This is a genomic window from Pontimicrobium sp. IMCC45349, assembly GCF_047219225.1.
GTDB lineage: Bacteria > Bacteroidota > Bacteroidia > Flavobacteriales > Flavobacteriaceae > IMCC45349.
Genome location: NZ_CP178208.1, coordinates 2369623 through 2389671 on the forward strand (window position 1 = coordinate 2369623; position 20049 = coordinate 2389671).

A 20049-nucleotide genomic window follows, 5' to 3' on the forward strand; every position below is an offset into this window, starting at 1 on the left:
TATAAATACATGAGTTTTTTTAAAAAAATATTTTCTTCAGAAAAAAAGGAGACTTTAGATAAAGGATTAGAAAAATCAAAAACTTCTTTTTTTGATAAATTAAGTAAAGCAGTTGCTGGAAAATCTAAAGTAGATGATGATGTTTTAGATAATCTAGAAGAGATTTTGGTAACGAGTGATGTAGGTGTAAATACTACATTAAAAGTTATTGAGCGTATTGAAGAACGCGTTGCTAAAGATAAATACTTAGGAACTTCAGAGTTAAATAAAATTCTTCGCGAAGAGATTGCTGGTTTACTGTCAGAAACTAATGTTGGTGAAGCTTCAGAATTTACAGTGCCAACGAATAAAAAGCCATATGTTATGATGGTCGTTGGTGTTAATGGCGTTGGTAAAACAACAACTATAGGTAAGCTTGCATATCAATTTAAAAAGCAAGGATTAAAAGTTGTACTTGGTGCTGCGGATACCTTTAGAGCTGCTGCTATCGACCAACTTCAAGTTTGGGCAGATAGAGTAGATGTGCCTATTGTAAAACAATCTATGGGAAGTGATCCTGCTTCTGTAGCTTTTGATACTTTACAAAGTGCCGTATCTATGGATGCAGATGTAGTTATTATTGATACTGCTGGACGTTTGCATAATAAAGTAAACTTAATGAATGAGTTGACTAAAGTTAAACGTGTGATGCAAAAAGTTGTTGGAGATGCACCTCATGATGTGTTGTTAGTGTTAGATGGCTCTACTGGGCAAAATGCTTTTGAGCAAGCAAAACAATTTACTGCTGCAACCGAAGTAACATCACTGGCAGTTACAAAATTAGATGGAACTGCAAAAGGAGGTGTTGTAATTGGTATTAGTGACCAATTCCAAGTGCCAGTAAAATATATTGGAGTAGGCGAAGGTATTGAGGATTTACAGGTTTTTAATAAATACGAGTTTGTAGATTCCTTCTTTAAATAAAATAAAAAAAGCTCTATTCATTGAATAGAGCTTTTTTTATGTGCTAGTTGTATTTTATTGTTTTGTTAAGGTAATTGTAACTTCATTTTCAGTTTGTCCACAATTACCATCATTGTTATTATAAAATTCAATAAAAGAGAACATAATCTCATCATCAGAGAAAATGTCATATTGCCAAGGGTCGCCTCCAGCTGGTCCTAAAAGTACAGTGTTTGATCCAGAACATGCAAAATTTGTATCTTGATTTTCGCTAACAGAAATGTAGCCATTACAATCCAAAGCAAACTCAAACTCCATACTATCATGGGTGTATCCAAGGTCTTTTAGATACTGTATAGTAATTCGTCTAATGTTATCTGAAGGTGCAGTTATTGTAACAGTATGAGGGTCTCCAAAAACTGTTGTGCCAATATTTGGCTCTAAAGCCATACTAGTGCCAGTTGAACATAAATAGTTACCAACATATCCTACTGGATTTGTTGTAGCCTGTATTGGACCAGCATAATCACTTTCCAACCCAAAATTATCACAAATACCTCTAACATAAATGTCATAGTTTGTTCCAGGTGTTACATCTGTTAATGTGTATGGAGATTCAAAAACTTCAATTACATTTCCTGTGCCTATTTCAAAACCTGGAGAGCCATATTCGATTTCCCAAGAGTTAGCAACACTAATATCCCAAGATAGATTAATGAAACAAGTGTTTACTCCGGTAACTTCAAAAAATGAAGGTGTTACACATGGATTTGTAGTAGTAAAACTTAACTTATTACTCCAATCACTAAAAACATTAATGTCACATATTTCTCTAACATAAACATCGTAGTCGTTAAAGCCTTCTAAATTTAAGATTGAATATTCAGGTGTAGTTACAATGACTGAAGTTCCTGATCCAATAGAAAACCCAGATAATCCGTAATGTACTTCCCAAGCAACTGCATTTCCCTGAGACCAGCTTATGTCTGCTATTGTTGAATAAACACCATCAGCAACTAGATTAGTAGGTTTTTCACATAGGGTGATAGTAGGTTCGTCATTGTCTGAGCTTGGACATCCAAAAAGTGTTAATCCAATAAGTAATAAAGTTAGTTTTTTTATCATGGTTGATTTTTTGATTTGGGTACCAAAATTACAAAATGGTTTTAAAAAATATGTATCAAAAAAAATGAAAATTTTAATTGAAATTTATGGCTTTTTAGACCTTATTCTTTATTTATTATTTTTATAAAAAAATATATACCAATGATGCCAAAACTCTTTTATCTGATTTTATTTCTTTGTATGCTCTCATGTAAAACAAAGTCAACTCCTAATAATGATGTTAATAGCGAAAATGATATTAGTGACATTTCTACAAAAGAATTTAGAGAGTTTATGGTTGAAGATTCAAAATATATAGATGTAGATGAAATGTGGAAGCCTTTTGAAGATGATATGAGAGCTTTTACTATTGAAGATTATAATACGTTAAAGCCGCTAATTTTTGATCAAGACATACCTACTATCCAAAAGCATGTGCAAGAGGGAAAATTAACTTATGAAGATTTGACAAAATTCTATTTATACAGAATTAAAAAGTATGATAGAGAAAATGATAAGTCACTTAATTCAGTAATTTCTCTAAATCCAAACATAATAAAAGAGGCTAAAGCAAAAGATGTACAATTGCAAATGGAAGAAGCCGAAAGGGAGACAAGTTATTCGGTTTTTGGAATGCCAATTTTATTAAAAGATAATATTAATGCACAAGGTTTAGTAACAACTGCAGGTGCAGTAGCATTAATGAATAACAAAACAAATAATGCTTTTATTGTGAGTCAATTAGAGCAGCAAGGAGCTTTAATTCTTGGTAAAGCAAACTTAAGTGAATGGGCTTATTTTTTCTGTGGCGACTGTCCAAGTGGTTATAGTGCTGTTGGAGGACAAACCTTTAATCCTTATGGTAGAAAAACTATAGATACTGGAGGTTCTAGTTCTGGTAGTGCTGTAGCTGTAGCTGCTAACTTTTGTGTGGCTGCAGTAGGTAGTGAAACTTCTGGATCTATATTATCCCCTTCAAGCCAAAATGCTGCAGTAGGATTTAAACCAACAATAGGATTGTTAAGTAGAGGAGGTATTGTGCCAATTTCTTCTACTTTAGATACAGCTGGACCAATAACTAAAAATGTGATAGATAATGCTATTGTGTTAGATGCTATGTTTGGGTTTGATAAATATGATGATAAATCTATAAATCCAAAATGGCACAAAAGTTATTATTCAAATAGCTTAAATGCTAATATTAAAGGAAAGCGTTTTGGTATTTTTAATGGTTTATTAGAAGACTCATTGTATGTAAAGGCAATAAATAGGATAAAAGCCGAAGGTGCAATTATTATAAAAATAGCCGAAGAAGATGTTGATTTACCTGGGTTTTTAAGGTTGTTGAATCTAGATATGAAAAAAGATTTACCATCCTATTTTAGAAGTTATGCTAATAAGGAAATTCCTTTTAGACGTGTTATTGATATAATAGAATACAATAATTTAGACTCTTTAAATACAGCTCCTTATGGACAAAAATTGTTTAAAGGTATTGTAGAAGATAATGCCACTGCTGAAGAGTTTAAAAAGATTAAGGAAACACTTCATAGAAACGGAAGAATGTATTTTGATAAGCCAATGAGAGAGCATCAATTAGATGGATTTCTTTCTATTAATAATTACCATGCTGGTTATGCTGCTGTAGCAGAATATCCAGCAATAACAGTTCCAATGGGATTTGAAGAAAATGGAGCGCCAAAAGGTTTAACTTTTATAGCAAGACCATTACAAGAAAGAATGATGTATGAATGGGCTCTTGCTTTTGAAAAAATAACTAACCACAGAATTTCACCAAAGGAGTATCAATAAACATAATATATAGCGTATCTTTGCAGACTGAAATTTGAAGTATGAGAACAAAGTCACTTAAAAAGAACAAGATTAATGTAGTAACACTTGGTTGTAGTAAAAATGTTTACGACAGTGAAGTGTTAATGGGGCAGCTAAAGGCTAATGATAAAGAAGTAGTTCATGAAGAAGAAGGAAATGTAGTAGTGATAAATACTTGCGGTTTCATTAACAATGCCAAAGAAGAAAGTGTGAATACTATTTTAGAGTATTTACAAAAAAAAGAAGATGGAGATGTTGATAAGGTTTTTGTGACAGGTTGTTTAAGTGAACGTTATAAGCCAGATTTAGAAAAAGAAATTCCAGATGTAGATCAATATTTTGGAACAACCGAACTTCCAGGATTGTTAAAAGCATTAGGAGCAGATTATAAGCATGAATTAATAGGAGAACGTTTAACGACTACGCCTAAAAACTATGCATATTTAAAAATTGCAGAAGGTTGTGACAGACCATGTAGTTTTTGTGCAATTCCTATAATGAGAGGAAAGCATAAATCTACACCAATACAGGACTTAGTTGTTGAAGCTGAAAAGTTAGCAGCTAACGGAGTTAAAGAGCTAATTTTAATTGCTCAGGATTTAACATATTACGGTTTGGATTTATATAAAAAGCGTAACCTAGCCGAATTACTTGAAGCACTTGTAAAAGTTGATGGTATAGATTGGATTAGGCTACATTATGCATTCCCAACTGGATTCCCAATGGATGTATTGGATATTATGAATCGAGAGCCAAAAGTTTGTAACTACCTAGATATTCCTTTACAGCATATTTCTGATGATTTATTAAAATCTATGCGACGTGGTACTACAAAAGAAAAGACCACAAAACTTATTGAAAAGTTTAGAGCAAAAGTGCCTAATATGACAATTAGAACAACTTTAATTGTTGGTTATCCAGGTGAAACTGAAGCACATTTTCAAGAATTAAAACAATGGGTTAAAGATATGCGTTTTGAACGTTTAGGTTGTTTTACCTATTCGCATGAAGAAAATACACATGCATATACTCTTGAAGATGATGTTCCAGATGATGTAAAACAAGATCGTGCTAATCAAATAATGGAGATTCAGTCTCAGATTTCTTGGGAATTAAACCAAGAAAAAATTGGACAAGAATTTAAAGTGGTTATTGATAGAAAAGAAGGGAATTATTTTGTTGGACGTACAGAGTTTGATTCTCCAGATGTAGATAATGAAGTGTTAATTAATGCTACAGAAACTTATTTAAAAACAGGAGATTTTTATAATGTAAAAGTAACTGAAGCTGCAGATTTTGATTTGTATGCAGAAGTGATTCTTTAAAACTGATATGCTAGACCTATTTGTAAGGTGTTTAAACGTCTGTGTTCTGTAGGTCCATTTTCTAACAATTTAGTGAAGCTAAAATAAGGTCTAGCTTCAATATGTATTTGCGGTGTTATTTTATAGCTAGCTCCAAAAAAGAATCCAAACATCAAGTCATTAAAATAGGAGTTTTCAATATTACCAACTCCTAAAAGATATTGTGCTTCAGTTCCAATAAATCCTGAGAAATCATTAGAAAGTGTAAACCTATATGATGCAGGTAAGTGTAGTAATTCTAAATTATCTCTAGAGTTATAGCGAGAAGAACTATAAATTAGCTCAGTTTGAATACTACCTCCTTCTGAGGTTGGAATATTTACAAACCCTCCAACATAAACGCCTGCATCTTTTTGTATATAATCACTAGTCTCATTTACTATTTTTATTTGAATACCATTATACCCAGCTTTTATACCATAGGCTAAAGATTGCTTTTTATTGTTTTCGTTATTTTGTGAAAAAGTAAAATTGATAAAACAGAAAGCAAATGAAAATAAAATAAGACGTTTCATAACTTTATTAACTTTTTAGTTTGTCTAGTAAAGTTAAAGAATAATTTTCAAGTTTCTTTTTAGTCTCTTTTATAGAGGTGTTAAGAGTTTTGTTGTTTGTAGGGTCTAGGTCTTTTAAAGTGTCAAAAGTATCTATATACCATTCTGTCCAAGTGTTTAATATGTCTGCTTCATTTTTAAAATCACTTCCATCGCTAAGAGCTTTTTTGCTTAATTCATATTCAATATTTAATCTACTTACTGCAGAATTATAGCTAGTGTCTAACAAATCTAAAGCTGTTCCAAAGTCACTATTTATTAAGGTATAAGCACTTACTAATGCACTTGTACCAACATTGGCCATGGTGGTTTGCGATACTTTATCTAGTCTATCATTATCTGTATGGTAGAATTGATCTGTAAAATGCCAAAGTAATAAACCAGGAATATCTGCTCTTAAAAAGGGCGTGTGGTCGCTACCACCTTCAAATGGGTTTGTATTAACTTCCCAGTTTGCGAACTTTCCTTGTTCTTTAAATGTGTTTATTATGAAATCATTTAGATAATGAGGAGTCATGTCTTTTTTTCTTAACTGTTTACCTCCCCATTCCGTATGCTTATCGTTGCCTCTTGTCCAAATAGCACTAGGATCTGGCATTTTTTCAATTAAAAAGGAACCGCCAGTTTTATCAGTGTTTTCACCAACCATGTCTAGGCTAATTCCCCATTTTATGGTTTTACTGTTATCTATTTCTTTTACATAACGACGTGTAGAAATAATTTCATCTCCCCAAAGAAAAGTAAGTGTACGTTTAGCATCAATTTTACCACTCGTTATAAGCTTTGAAGTAATGCTAGCCATTTCTAATTGAGTGCCAACTCCAGTGGCATTATCGTTTGCTCCTGGTTCTTGTACATGAGCACTAAAAACCAAACTTTCATTAGGATAAACACTTCCCTTTACATTAGCTACAACAGTTAGTTCTTCAGATTGATAAATTTTAGTGTTAATTTTAACATTAGTACTTACATTACCATTATTTAATGCTTCTTTTAATTGCTCTTTAGCTTCATATGAAAGTGCAATTCCCCAGTGTTTTGTGTTATCTTGAATAGGAATGCGTCTAAATTGTATAGAAGTTTTGTTTTTTTTTGGTTGTAAATAATCAGGATTACTATAAGTTAATATGCCTAAGGCTTTACCTTTAATAATGGCTTTTTGATATAATGCTCTTGGATGAACTTCAGCGAAAACTATTTTTCCTTCTACATTGGTGTTTTTTAATTCTTCTATGTTTTTAATGTATATAACATCAGCAATAATGCCTTCTGTTGGAGTTGAAGCTGAGTTTTGGCAAATCATATTTCTGTTAGTAGAAAAATCTAAAAGCGTTTTGCCACCATCAATACTTAGGCTAGCATCAACTGGCTCCCAAGTAGGACTGTCAAGTTTACGAGTTTCTATACGATATGTAAGACGATTATCTTCAGTGGCATTTTCCTCTAGAATATACCCTGATTTTTCTAATTCTTCTACAATTTTATGGATGCTATTATTAAATCCAGTATTACCTACGACACGCCAAAATTGTTCTACATATGCAGTTGTTTTATAGGCAAGGTCTCCATTAAATTCAGGTCTTACTAAATCAAAATAGTTTACTCTTTTGCTGGGAATTGTTTCCTGAGATTCTTTTTTACAGCTATTAAATAGTAGTGCTGTAATAAAAAGTAGTATTGTTTTTTTCAATTATCTTGAATATAAATTGTTAAATATTTCTAATTTATTTGACACGTTTTTAATATTGATAAATGATTTTGGATTTTTTATAAGTTCATCATAAGTTAACTTATCTATATCATTAAATAATTTATTGTCAATCATTATTGGAGTTGAAGGTTTATTTTTTAATGTAATTAGACCAAGACCATAGTCAGAATTGTAGACTGAAATGTTTAAAGTGTTAGATAGATGCCTTTTTAAATACACCATACTCTTCCATACGTCACCACACCATGCTCCTGTCCAACCTTCAATGTTTTGTTCTTCTTTAGTTGGATACGTTTTTGTAGGTATAGAAGCTGCTTTATGAGGAGGAAAGCAATCATGGACAACTATAAAGCCATCTTCTTTTAGATAAGTAATTGCATTTAAAATGTCTTCAAGAGAGTTTTTAAATGTATGTAAACCATCAATAAAAACTACATCAATACCTTTTTGTTTAAGCAAAAACTCTTTTTCATTTTTAAAAAAAGAATTGCTTGTGGTGTTAAAAAATGAGTTTCTGAAATTTGTAGGATTTAGTATTTTCCAAGCGTGTTTTTTGTATGTTTTAAAAACAAATTCAGGGTCTACAGCTATCTTTTTATTGCACTTAATTCTAAAAAAAGTAGAGCCATTATTAACACCAATTTCTAAATATGTTTTCTTTTTACCTCTATCTATAATGTTTTGAATGAGTTCAGTTCTATGCATTATTGTTTTTGGGATATTATAATTCGTAAGCGTTATTATTAACAAAGAAAATAGCGTTTACTAAAAATAGTTTTCCATTTTCCCAGAAGCTTCTAAAAAGGGTGTTGTCAACCATATAAATAACACTTCCACTACCTAAGCGTTCCTCTCCAAAAACCAACGAATTGCTTAAATTTTTAATAGCATCACTTCCTGCAAAACCAGATACTTTTTCTGGATTATCTCCAATGTGAGCAACATTGTAACCACCATCTAACAAACTATAGGAAGTACTACCTAGTTTTAATGAAAAGTAAGTGTCTTTATAACCAAAAGCTAAAGGGTGTGTATCATCAACTTTAGTTTTAAAGATAGCTCCTATTATCATTTGTTTAGCATATTCGCGTTCGCGATCTGCATATGGAATTAGATTGTCATTTTCTCCATCATCAGAGCTATTGTTGTAATTAAGACTAAAACCTTTTTTGCCAGCAAATGCACTTAAAGCTCTATCAATAGCTATAACTTTTCCACCTGCTCTTACCCAAGATTGTAGTTTTTCCATAGCATCTTCATTTAGTACACGACCATAATAGCCACTAGGAAGAATTAAAACATTATACTTGTCAAGGTTAATACGACTAAACTGATCTGTATTAATAGAAGTTACAGGGAAATGTAATTGTTGTTCAAAGAAATGCCATAACGCACCATAGCTTAGAGACGATGTTCCATTTCCAGATAGCATTGCTATTTTAGGTCTGTTTACTAATTTGATATCTGGTGATCCGAAATCAGGACCAGATTTTGAAAAGCCTGATGCTACAGCTTCAAGGTTTCTATTGTATTTTTTTGCTGTGTTAATTAAAATGTCATCAAGATTTTTTACTTTTTTATTGTCTCCTCTAACAATAATTAAAGCACCTCTATTATATGTGTTATTACTTGCTACTGTAATTGGCTTTTCAGTAAAACGAACTTTAATATTTTGTTTTAATAAGTCAGCTAAAAATTCAGCATCTTTTAAATTATCCCAATCGGTAATATAACCAGTTGCTTTTGTGTTTTTAGAGTTGGTAACAGTTGTAGAGGTTGATTTGTTTGATGAAATTAAGCTTGTACTAGCGATAGCTTCAAGGCCATAAGCATGAGGTAAATTCCAAGCAGTAATATCATAAGTTAATGAGTCTGATAGTTTTCCTTCAGGTTCAAATAAAGCTTTAATCATTTTTCCTTTTGGTTGATTAGTGCTAACTACCAAATCTTTATTGGTCATGTTAATACTGCCAGAGGCATTTGTTGAATATTTAAAACCGCTAACTTTTCCATTAGAGGCATTGCCATAGGTAATTTCATGTTTGTCTAAAAGCGATTTTAATGCTTCAATTTTATCGTCATCACCTTGTAAAACATAGCTTTTATATTTTAATCCTTTGGTGTTGAAGAACTTTTTGAATTCGGTGTTCAATCTTGTTGCATTCTTTGAAGAAACCTCCACAGTAGATAATCCAGTAGTAGTATGATGTGCAATTCTGTCTTTTAAAGAAAGTACATCACCTTCATCATTTAAAATGGCTAAACCAGCCATTCCGTGACCAGCTTGTTCGTAGGTCATACCAATTGCTCCCATAAAAGTAGGGTAGGTATCTCCATAACTAGGGTAAAATAAATCAAAACGTTCTCTAGTAAAATACAACCAACCTTCAGCGTCAAAATATTTGGCATGGTTCTTACCAATTTGTGTTTGAAATTCACGTTGCCAATCACTAATTATTTCATGAAATGGTTCTGCAGCTGGTGCAAAATAATAAGGTTCGTTAATACCTTGTTCATGAAAATCAACATGAATGTGAGGTAGCCATTTATTATAAATTTTTAATCTTGTTTGAGATTCTACTTGTGTAGCCCAAGCCCAATCTCTATTTAAGTCAAATAAGTAATGGTTAGGTCTTCCACCTGGCCATGGTTCATTATGTTCGCTTGCTTGTTGATCAATGTCAAAAGGTGTGCTTTTAGTTTCATTATACCAATTAGCATAACGATCTCTACCATCAGGATTTATACAAGGATCAATTATTACAACAGTATTTTTTAACCACTCTTGTTTTTCGGTCAATAGTTTATAAAGTGTACCCATTGAAGCTTCGGTACTTGAAGCTTCATTACCATGAACATTATAACTTAACCATACAATAGCTGTTTCTGGCGAGTTAGATTCACCAGCAATGACACCAGCATTTTTTAAGTTACTTTCTCTAATAGATTCAAGGTTTCGTACGTTTTCTTCAGAAGAAACTATAGCAACATATAGAGGTCTACGTTCATATGTTTCACCATACTTTATAAGTTTTACATTCTTTGGCGCTTGTTGCGCTACATGTTTAAAATAGTCAACTACTTGATGATGTCTAGAAAATTGTTCGCCTAATTCATAACCTAAGAATGATTTAGGAGAATCAATATTTTGTGCTAGTGTAATAGTAGAGAAGCTTAATACGACTAACAGAACTTTAAATAGCTTTTGCATTATGGTGATTTTAGTTTTTTTTAAAATGAAGTTAAAGATAACAAGGGAAAATGAATTAACTAAAATTTAGGAGTTAAAATATTTAAGAGCATTATATTTACAAAAGATTTCTAGATTAACTATGCCAACAGACTGTATTTCTTTCAGAGACACCAACTATTTTTCTTCACTTATTTGTGATTATTTAGATGAAAAAGAGGAATTAAAACCTTTTTATAATAGGTATCCAAAACTTGAAAATTTTGAAAATCAAATTAAAGAAAAACAGACTCAATTTTCCAAAGAGACTAGAAAGGTATTAACGACTGTGTTGCTTAATCAGTATAAAAAAGCTGATGTTAGTGAAGAAACCTTAGCTAATATAAAAAGTTTACACCTTGAGAATACATTTACTATTACAACTGGCCATCAATTAAATTTATTTACTGGGCCACTATATTTTTTATACAAAATAGTATCTACCATTAATTTAACTAAAGAGTTAAAAGATAAATATCCTAATTATAATTTTGTGCCAGTTTATTGGATGGCTACGGAAGATCATGATTTTGATGAAATCAATTTTTTTAATTTTCAAGGCAAAAAAATACAATGGTCAAAAGAAGTCTCGGGAGCTGTAGGGAGATTAAATACAAAAGGATTAGAAAACGTAAGTGAAGTTTTAGCGTTAGAGTTGGGTATTGGACAAAATGCAGCATATTTGACAGAATTATTTGCAAATGCTTATACGAATCATGATAATCTTGCAGATGCTACTCGATATTTAGCGAATGAGTTGTTTGGTGGACAAGGATTGGTAATTCTAGATGCAGATAATAAGGATTTAAAAGAACAATTCATACCATATATAAAAGAAGAAATAGGCAACACATCTTTTGAACAAGTTTCAAAAACTAATAATGAGTTATCTGTAGCTAGCGATGGCGGTTATAAAATTCAAGTTAATCCACGTGAAATAAATCTTTTTTATTTAAATGATGATTTGAGAGAAAGGATTATAGAGAAAGATGGAGGTTATGTAGTTAATGAAGCTAATATTTTTTGGACAAAAGATGAGCTAATTACTGAAATTGAAAATCATCCAGATAGATTTTCGCCAAATGTTATCATGCGACCACTATACCAAGAGGTGATTTTGCCAAATCTTTGCTATATAGGAGGTGGAGGAGAATTAGCTTATTGGATGCAATTAAAAGCTTATTTTAATAAAGTGAATGTCGTGTTTCCAATGCTCTTACTGCGTAATTCAGTAGTTATTAAAACACCTAAGCAATCTCAAAAAATTGATAAGTTAGAATTGTCAATGAGTGATTTATTTTTGAAGCAGGATAAGTTGGTTAATGCTCAAGTAAAAAGATTGTCTCATATAGATATTGATTTTTCATCACAAAGAGCGTTTCTTCAAAAACAATTTGAAGATTTATACGAACTTGCTGAAAAAACAGATAAAACCTTTTTAGGAGCTGTTGCTGCTCAAGAAAAAAAGCAGATAAAAGGGTTAAACAATTTAGAGAAGCGATTATTAAAAGCTCAAAAGCGTAATTTAAGATCTAAAATTGAAAGGATAACAGCTATTCAAGACCAATTATTTCCTGGTCAAAGTCTACAAGAACGAAATACCAACTTTTCTGAATTTTATTTACACTATGGAGACCAATTAATCCATGAGTTAGTATTAAATTTGCAACCATTAAAGAGCGAGTTTTTAATACTAGAATTATAATTCAAAATGCATAAAATAGATATTGAATTGGTGGAAATGACATTAGATGTTATGAAGTACGCTATTGATAGAATTTCTGCGACCAAGCATAATATAGGAAAGCCAAAAAAAGCAGAAGAATTAAAGGCTTTGGTTGGAGAAACTGTAACAGAAAAAGGAATTGGCGGTGAATACGCTTTCAATTTATGGAAAGAACATTTAATGAAGGCAAATGTACCAGTAGACCATCCTCGTAACTTAGCCTTTGTTCCTGCTTCACCAACAAGAGCAGCAGTAATGTTTGATTTGGTAACATCAGCTTCAAGTATTCATGGAGCCTATTGGATGGAAGGTGCTGGTGGTATTTTTTGTGAAAATGAAGCCATGAAATGGATTGTATCTCTTACTGGATTACCAGAAGGTGCTTTTGGAGTATTTACAAGTGGAGGAACAGCGGCAAATTTATCAGCAATTGTTACTGCTCGTGAATATTGGCGTAGAGATGACACTTATAAGCGTGAAAAAGGATTAATTATAACTTCTGTTGGAGCACATTCTTCAATAAAAGCAATGGCTAAAGTAGCAGATGTTGATATCCTTTTAGTTGATACCGAAGAAAAACTTACAGGAGCTGACCTTCGTGAAACTATAGATAAACTTACATTTCATCAACGTAAACGTTTATTTGCAGTAGTTGCAACAGGAGGAACTACCAATGCTGGAATAATTGATGATTTAGATGGTATTGCTGAGATTTGTGAAAAAGAACATCTTTGGTTTCATGTAGATGCTGCTTATGGAGGTGGTGCTTTAGCTGCCGATTCTGTTAGGCATTTGTTTAATGGTATTGAAAGGGCTGACAGTATTACTATAGATCCTCATAAATGGATGTTTTCACCTTATGATTGTGGAGCAGTAATTTATAAAAACCCAGAACTTGCAAAAGAAGCTCATTCTCAACAAGGATCATATTTAGATATTTTTAAAGATGAAGGTGCCCATGGATTTAATCCTACCGATTATCAAATACAATTAACAAGAAGAGTTAGAGGATTACCTTTATGGTTCTCTTTAGCTACTCATGGAACCGATAGATATAAAAATGCAGTTGAAAGAGGTATAGAGTTAGCTAACATAGCTGGAAAAATGATAGAAGAGCATCCAGTTGTAGAACTTGTTAGAGAACCTAGTTTATCTTGTGTGTTATTTAGAAGAAAAGATTGGAAGCCTGAAGATTACACACATTGGACCTATGAGAATCATAAAAAAGGATTTGCACTTGTAACACCAACTAAATGGAAACAAGGAGATGCTTTTGAAACCGTTTCACGTTTTTGTTTTATTAATCCTGATACAACAGAAAACGACATTGAAATGATTTTAGATTCAATGAAATAATTTTTAGAATAGAGTATTTAATTTTATTATATAAATATTACTTTTGCGCATGCAACACGACAAGGTACTTATTTTAGATTTCGGTTCGCAATACACGCAACTTATTGCTCGTAGAGTTAGGGAACTCAACATTTATTGCGAAATTCATCCATTTAACAAAATTCCGTCTAACATTCAAGATTACAAAGCAGTAGTGCTTTCTGGTAGTCCAAACTCAGTAAGAGGAGAAGATGCTTTACATCCAGACTTATCAGAAATACGTGGCAAAAAGCCAATGCTAGCTGTTTGTTATGGCGCTCAATATTTAGCACATTTCTCAGGAGGAAATGTTGCCCCATCTAATACAAGAGAGTATGGAAGAGCTCATCTTTCATATATTAAAGAAGATATTTTCTTTAGACATGTAAAAGAGGGAAGTCAAGTATGGATGAGCCATAGTGATACTATTAAGGAATTACCAACAAATGGAGTATTATTAGCAAGTACACACGATGTTGAAAATGCAGCATTTAAAATTGAAGGTGAAACAACATATGCTATTCAATTTCATCCAGAAGTATATCATTCAACAGATGGAAAGCAAATTCTTGAAAATTTCTTAGTTGAAATAGCTAAAGTAAATCAAGACTGGACACCAGATTCGTTTGTAGACGAAACAGTAGAAAACCTTAAAGCTACATTAGGTAACGATAAAGTAGTTTTAGGACTTTCAGGAGGTGTAGACTCTACAGTAGCTGCTGTATTATTAAATAAGGCTATTGGGCAAAACTTATATTGTGTCTTTGTAAATAACGGTTTATTACGTAAAAATGAATTTGAAAGCGTATTGAACCAATACGAAGGTATGGGACTTAATGTAAAAGGTGTAGATGCTTCGGCACGCTTTTTGGATGCATTAGCAGGAGAGAGTGACCCAGAAAAGAAGCGTAAAGCTATTGGTCGCGTGTTCATTGAAGTTTTTGATGATGAAGCACACCTAATTGAAGATGTTAAGTGGTTAGCCCAAGGAACTATTTATCCAGATGTAATTGAAAGTGTATCTGCAACTGGAGGTCCAAGTGCTACTATTAAAAGTCATCATAATGTTGGTGGTTTACCAGATTTTATGAAGTTAAAAGTAGTTGAACCTCTTAAAGCATTATTTAAAGACGAGGTAAGACGTGTAGGTGCTTCTATGGGAATTGATCCTGAGCTTTTAGGACGTCACCCATTTCCAGGACCTGGATTAGCAATTAGAATTCTAGGAGATATAACCGAAGAAAAAGTACGTATATTACAAGAAGTAGATGCGATTTTTATCAATGGTTTAAAAGAATGGAATTTATATAACGATGTATGGCAAGCAGGAGCAATGTTATTACCAGTTAATAGTGTTGGTGTAATGGGAGATGAGCGTACATACGAAAAATGTGTAGCACTAAGAGCAGTAGAAAGTACTGATGGTATGACTGCAGATTGGGTAAATTTACCTTATGAGTTTCTTCAAAAAACTTCAAATGATATAATAAACAAGGTGAAAGGCGTTAATAGAGTAGTGTACGATATTAGTTCTAAACCACCAGCAACCATTGAATGGGAATAAGATAAATGTAATGTGACTTGGTTGTGTCTAAATCTATAATACAACTTATTACGTATATACATTTAAATAAAATAGAATGAAGAAATTTTTAGTTAGTATTTTTTTAGCCTTAATGTTTTGTGTTAATACTTTTGCTCAAGAGTATAAAACTCATAAAGTAAAACAAGGCGAAACTATAGAAAGTATAGCAAAAGTATATATGGTTACACCATTTGATATTTATGCTTTAAACCCAGATGCTAAGCTAAATTTTAAACCTAATACTGTTTTAATAATTCCTAAATCTAAGGTTAGAAAAACACCTGTTGAGACAAAAGAAACAAAATTATTGTCTTATAAATCTCATAAGGTGAAACGAAAAGAGACCTTGTATAGTATTTCAAAAAAGTATAATGTTTCTATTGATGATATAAAGAAGCATAATACACGTTTATATTCTGAAAATTTACGAAAAGGTGACAAAATAAACATTCCACAATTTGGTGAAGTAACAGTTGTAAACACTTTAGAAAATACAATTAAAAAGTATAAAGTATTACCTAAAGAAGGTAAGTGGAGAGTTGCTTATAAGTTTGGAATTAGTGTACCAGAATTGGAAGCCTTAAATCCAAATATTGGAGAAACTTTACAAGAAGGACAAGAAATTAATGTACCTAATATAGCTAATAATAAAGAGAAGGTTGTAGAAGAAGATGCTTATGGTTATTATACTGTATTACCAAAAGAAGGGTTTTATAGACTAAAATTAAAATTAGGAATGACTCAAGAAGAATTAGAGTCATTAAATCCTGGACTTAAAGAAAGTGGTCTTAAAGTAGGAATGATTTTAAAGGTTAATAAAACTGCAAGCTCAGAAGCGTCTGTAGATAATGTTGAATTATCTACGCTAGCTACTAAAATTTCTAACTTCGATACTAAGCGATTAGCAGTAATGTTACCTTTTAGAACTCATAGAGTGGATTTTGATTCCATAGAAGAAGCTAAGGAAACAGTAAAGAGAGATGGTTACATGAATATTTCTGTAGACTTTCATACAGGTGTATTAGTGGCTTTAGACTCTGCTAAACAGTTAGGGATTTCTACTAAATTAGATGTTTTTGATACTAAGGCAAGAACGAGTGAGATAAATAAAATAGTTACTACAAGAGATTTCTCTAATTATGATGCTGTTATAGGTCCTCTTAAAGGAGATGTTCTTGAACAATTATCAATTGGCTTGAAAAAGGATGATGTAGCAGTTGTTTCACCTTTTATAAAGCCTAAAAATTTATATAAAAACGTATTTCAAACTATTCCTTCGGATAAGTTATTACAGCAAAAAATGATTCAATTTGTTAAAGCTGATACCATACCTAAGGAAATAATTATTATAGCCGATTCTAAATCTAGAGCAACTAGTAATAAACTAAAAGCTGAGTTTCCATCAGCATCACAAATTTTTTCTAGAAAGGATAAAGAAGGAAAAGAACAGTTTTATATTTTACAAGGAGACTTATTGCCAAAATTAAAAGAAGGAAGAACGATTGTGTTTTTAGAAACTTCAAACGAAGGGTTTGTATCTAATGTTTCGAGTATGCTCAATGCATTAAATGGTAAAACTGAATTAGTTAAGGAAGAAAAAGAAATAGAAAGAGAAATAATTCTAGTTACAACCAATAGAAATAAGGCGTTTGAAGGAAGTAATATCTCTAATTACGATTTATCAAACCTAAGATTTCATTATCCTTCGGTTAATAGACCTTATAACACCGAAATTGAGAATAGTTTTGTGTTAAAATATAAAAAGGAATATGGTATTGAACCTAATAAATATGCAACTAGAGGGTTTGATTTAACACTGGATTTATTATTAAGATTAGCTACACAAGAGGATGTTTTTGAAATAGATTCTGATGTAGAAACTCAATATGTAGAGAATAAATTTAGGTATTCTAAAACACCTTTTGGAGGTTATACTAATGAAACAGCTTATATTATTAAGTATGAAGACCTACAAATAGTTGAGGTCAAGTTTTAACTGTGTAAGCAATAAAAAATCAGCTACTTGCGTTTTCGGTTTATAAACCAATGTAAACTAATATGTATAAATATTTGTTTTTATTTACTATTGCTTTAATGGTAAAACAGGACACTCCTAGAATTACTTGGGATGAAAATTATAAAGTTCAGTGGCAAGATTTTAAAGGTACACCGCAACACAATACAACTACAGTGGCAGTAACAGCCTCAGGTATATCTTTTGGTTTTTCTTCAAGAAAAACCGAAACAGAGTTGGTTAGTTTTACAACCAATGTAAAAGCCGATTTTTATCCAGAAAGGTCTTGGTATATAAAAGAACGTGTTAATGATACTGTGTTAAATCATGAACGTTTACATTTTGATATTACAGAGCTGTATGCAAGGAAATTTAGAAAACGACTGCAAGAATCAACTTTTACCTTTAATATTAATGATGAAATGAATAAAATACACGATGCAATTAATAAAGAGTTAGGAATAATGCAGAAGAAGTATGATGATGAAACAGACCATTCTCAAATAATTGAGAAGCAAATAGCGTGGGAAAAATATATAGCTTTAGAACTAGAAAAATACGCTAAATACAAATAGAACCTTTGGATAACGAGAAAAGTAAACAGTTTTTAATAAAACTTGCAAAAACTAAAATGCCTTATGGCAAATATAAAGACAGATTTTTAATTGATTTACCAGAGCATTACGTAGTGTGGTACAAAACCAAAGGGTTTCCAAAAGGGCCAATAGGAGAAATGCTCGCAACTGTTTATGAACTTAAAGTAAATGGGCTAGAGTACCTTGTGCGAAATATTCAAAAGCAATTATAATTATATAAATATAAAGCTGTAGTAGTTTTTAGTTGATAACTCTCCAAAAAAACATAAAGAATCAGCCAATATAAATTCCAATAATCTCAATTCTTATTCGTAAATTTGTCCGCGTTTAAAAACGCATCATGACAACTACAACTAAATACATTTTTGTTACAGGAGGAGTTTCTTCTTCACTAGGAAAAGGAATTATTGCAGCTTCACTTGCAAAATTACTCCAAGCTCAAGGTTATCGTACAACAATTCAAAAATTAGACCCATATATTAATGTGGATCCTGGAACTTTAAATCCATATGAACATGGAGAATGTTATGTTACAGATGATGGAGCAGAAACGGATTTAGATTTAGGTCACTACGAACGTTTTTTAAACGTACCAACTTCACAGGCAAATAATGTTACAACTGGTCGTATTTACCAAAGCGTAATCGAAAAGGAAAGACGTGGAGAGTTTTTAGGTAAAACAGTTCAAGTAATTCCTCATATTACTGATGAAATTAAACATCGTATCCAAATTCTTGGGAAATCTGGAGATTATGATATTGTTATTACAGAAATTGGAGGTACTGTAGGTGATATTGAGTCTTTACCTTATGTAGAAGCTGTTAGGCAGTTAAAATGGGAATTAGGTGAGCATAACGCTATTGTAATTCATTTAACGTTAGTACCATATTTATCTGCTGCAGGTGAGTTAAAAACAAAACCAACACAACATAGCGTAAAAACATTAATGGAAAGTGGTGTGCAAGCAGATGTGTTAGTTTGTAGAACAGAACATGAAATTAGTGATAGTATTCGTGTTAAATTAGCACGTTTTTGTAATGTTAGAAAAGAGGCAGTTATTCAGTCTATTGATGCATCAACAATTTACGATGTACCTAATTTAATGCTAGAAGAAGGCTTGGATAAAGTAGTGTTAGAACAGTTACAATTGGCTAGTGAAACACCTAAATTAACTGTTTGGAATGAGTTTTTAACACGTCATAAAAACCCAAAAAACGAAGTTGTTATTGGGTTAATTGGGAAGTATGTTGAGTTACAAGATTCTTATAAATCAATATTAGAAGCGTTTATTCATGCTGGAGCCGAAAATGAAGTAAAGGTAAAAGTGGAGTCTATTCATTCCGAATATTTAAATGCAGATAATATTAAACTAAAACTATCACATTTAGATGGAGTTTTAGTTGCACCAGGTTTTGGAGAAAGAGGTATTGAAGGGAAAATAGATGCTGTTAAATACGTAAGAGAAAACAATATTCCATTTTTCGGAATTTGTTTAGGAATGCAAATGGCAGTTATTGAGTATTCTAGAAATGTTTTAGGACTTAAAGATGCTAATTCTACTGAAATGGATAGTGAAACTACTAATCCAGTAATTGATTTAATGGAAGAACAAAAAACAATTACAGATAAAGGAGGAACAATGCGTTTAGGTGCTTGGTCTTGTGATTTAATGGATAATAGTATTGTATCTAGCGTTTATGGAGAAGAGACTATTTTAGAAAGACATAGACATAGATATGAATTTAATGGAACTTATAAAGAAGCTATCGAAGCTGCAGGTATGAAAGCTACTGGATTAAATCCAGATACTGGCTTAGTAGAAATTGTTGAAATACCAGAGCATCCTTGGTTTGTAGGTGTACAATATCACCCAGAATATAAGAGTACAGTTGCAAATCCACATCCTTTATTTGTGGCATTTATTAAAGCAGCATTAAAACATAAAAATCAAAAATAGTGTCACATTGGCACTAAATCTTAAAATGGATAGCTTTTTGCTAACCTTTAAGAGTTAAAA

General features: G+C 31.8%; 15 protein-coding genes. 10 read left to right on the plus strand and 5 right to left on the minus strand.

The genetic code is table 11. The annotated features are described in order from the left end of the window. Nucleotides 1-9: 9 nt before the first annotated feature. Nucleotides 10-963, plus strand: a complete 954-nt coding sequence (gene ftsY / locus ACLII3_RS11120; protein WP_412984307.1) for a signal recognition particle-docking protein FtsY — start codon at nucleotides 10-12, stop codon at nucleotides 961-963. Between the two features lie 54 nt (nucleotides 964-1017). On the opposite strand, the gene ACLII3_RS11125 is transcribed toward ftsY, so the two are convergent. Continuing rightward, nucleotides 1018-2067 carry a hypothetical protein gene (locus ACLII3_RS11125; protein ID WP_412984308.1) on the minus strand — a complete coding sequence of 350 codons (1050 nt, stop codon included), beginning with the start codon at nucleotides 2065-2067 and terminating at the stop codon, nucleotides 1018-1020. A 180-nt stretch (nucleotides 2068-2247) separates the two neighbouring features. Between ACLII3_RS11125 and ACLII3_RS11130 the strand changes: the two genes are divergently transcribed. Beyond that, nucleotides 2248-3858 carry an amidase family protein gene (locus ACLII3_RS11130; protein WP_412984309.1) on the plus strand — a complete coding sequence of 537 codons (1611 nt, stop codon included), beginning with the start codon at nucleotides 2248-2250 and terminating at the stop codon, nucleotides 3856-3858. 41 nt (nucleotides 3859-3899) lie between these two features. Beyond that, entirely contained in the window at nucleotides 3900-5204 is a 1305-nt protein-coding gene (gene rimO / locus ACLII3_RS11135; protein ID WP_412984310.1) for a 30S ribosomal protein S12 methylthiotransferase RimO, read from the plus strand. Here rimO and ACLII3_RS11140 read toward each other — a convergent pair. Genes ACLII3_RS11140 through ACLII3_RS11155 form a run of 4 tightly spaced genes read right to left on the minus strand, consistent with a single transcriptional unit; the run spans nucleotide 5201 to nucleotide 10719 of the window. Further along, nucleotides 5201-5758 (minus strand): outer membrane beta-barrel protein, encoded by a 558-nt coding sequence (locus ACLII3_RS11140; protein ID WP_412984311.1) that lies wholly within the window; start codon nucleotides 5756-5758, stop codon nucleotides 5201-5203. The two genes, rimO and ACLII3_RS11140, sit on opposite strands and share 4 nt — an antisense overlap. Before the next feature lie 7 nt (nucleotides 5759-5765). Next, nucleotides 5766-7487: a M28 family peptidase gene (locus tag ACLII3_RS11145; protein ID WP_412984312.1), complete on the minus strand. Its 1722-nt coding sequence runs from the start codon at nucleotides 7485-7487 to the stop codon at nucleotides 5766-5768. Further along, nucleotides 7488-8213, minus strand: a complete 726-nt coding sequence (locus ACLII3_RS11150; protein WP_412984313.1) for a class I SAM-dependent methyltransferase — start codon at nucleotides 8211-8213, stop codon at nucleotides 7488-7490. It lies immediately after the preceding gene. A 16-nt stretch (nucleotides 8214-8229) separates the two neighbouring features. Then, nucleotides 8230-10719 (minus strand): M14 family metallopeptidase, encoded by a 2490-nt coding sequence (locus ACLII3_RS11155; RefSeq protein WP_412984314.1) that lies wholly within the window; start codon nucleotides 10717-10719, stop codon nucleotides 8230-8232. A gap of 121 nt (nucleotides 10720-10840) precedes the next feature. Between ACLII3_RS11155 and bshC the strand changes: the two genes are divergently transcribed. The 7 genes from bshC to ACLII3_RS11190 all read left to right on the plus strand — a co-directional run bounded on the left by bshC (nucleotide 10841) and on the right by ACLII3_RS11190 (nucleotide 19989). Continuing rightward, entirely contained in the window at nucleotides 10841-12442 is a 1602-nt protein-coding gene (bshC, locus tag ACLII3_RS11160; RefSeq protein WP_412984315.1) for a bacillithiol biosynthesis cysteine-adding enzyme BshC, read from the plus strand. Between the two features lie 6 nt (nucleotides 12443-12448). Next, complete coding sequence (locus ACLII3_RS11165; RefSeq protein ID WP_412984316.1) at nucleotides 12449-13819, plus strand: pyridoxal phosphate-dependent decarboxylase family protein; 1371 nt, start codon at nucleotides 12449-12451, stop codon at nucleotides 13817-13819. 49 nt (nucleotides 13820-13868) lie between these two features. Then, complete coding sequence (gene guaA, locus ACLII3_RS11170) at nucleotides 13869-15401, plus strand: glutamine-hydrolyzing GMP synthase (protein ID WP_412984317.1); 1533 nt, start codon at nucleotides 13869-13871, stop codon at nucleotides 15399-15401. Nucleotides 15402-15477: 76 nt separating this feature from the next. Then, nucleotides 15478-17418 carry a LysM peptidoglycan-binding domain-containing protein gene (locus ACLII3_RS11175; protein ID WP_412984318.1) on the plus strand — a complete coding sequence of 647 codons (1941 nt, stop codon included), beginning with the start codon at nucleotides 15478-15480 and terminating at the stop codon, nucleotides 17416-17418. 98 nt (nucleotides 17419-17516) lie between these two features. Continuing rightward, complete coding sequence (locus ACLII3_RS11180) at nucleotides 17517-18011, plus strand: DUF922 domain-containing protein (protein WP_412984319.1); 495 nt, start codon at nucleotides 17517-17519, stop codon at nucleotides 18009-18011. A gap of 5 nt (nucleotides 18012-18016) precedes the next feature. Further along, nucleotides 18017-18244, plus strand: coding sequence for a DUF3820 family protein (locus ACLII3_RS11185; protein WP_412984320.1), 228 nt, complete (start codon nucleotides 18017-18019; stop codon nucleotides 18242-18244). Nucleotides 18245-18372: 128 nt separating this feature from the next. Further along, entirely contained in the window at nucleotides 18373-19989 is a 1617-nt protein-coding gene (locus ACLII3_RS11190; protein ID WP_412984321.1) for a CTP synthase, read from the plus strand. Nucleotides 19990-20049: the final 60 nt, after the last annotated feature.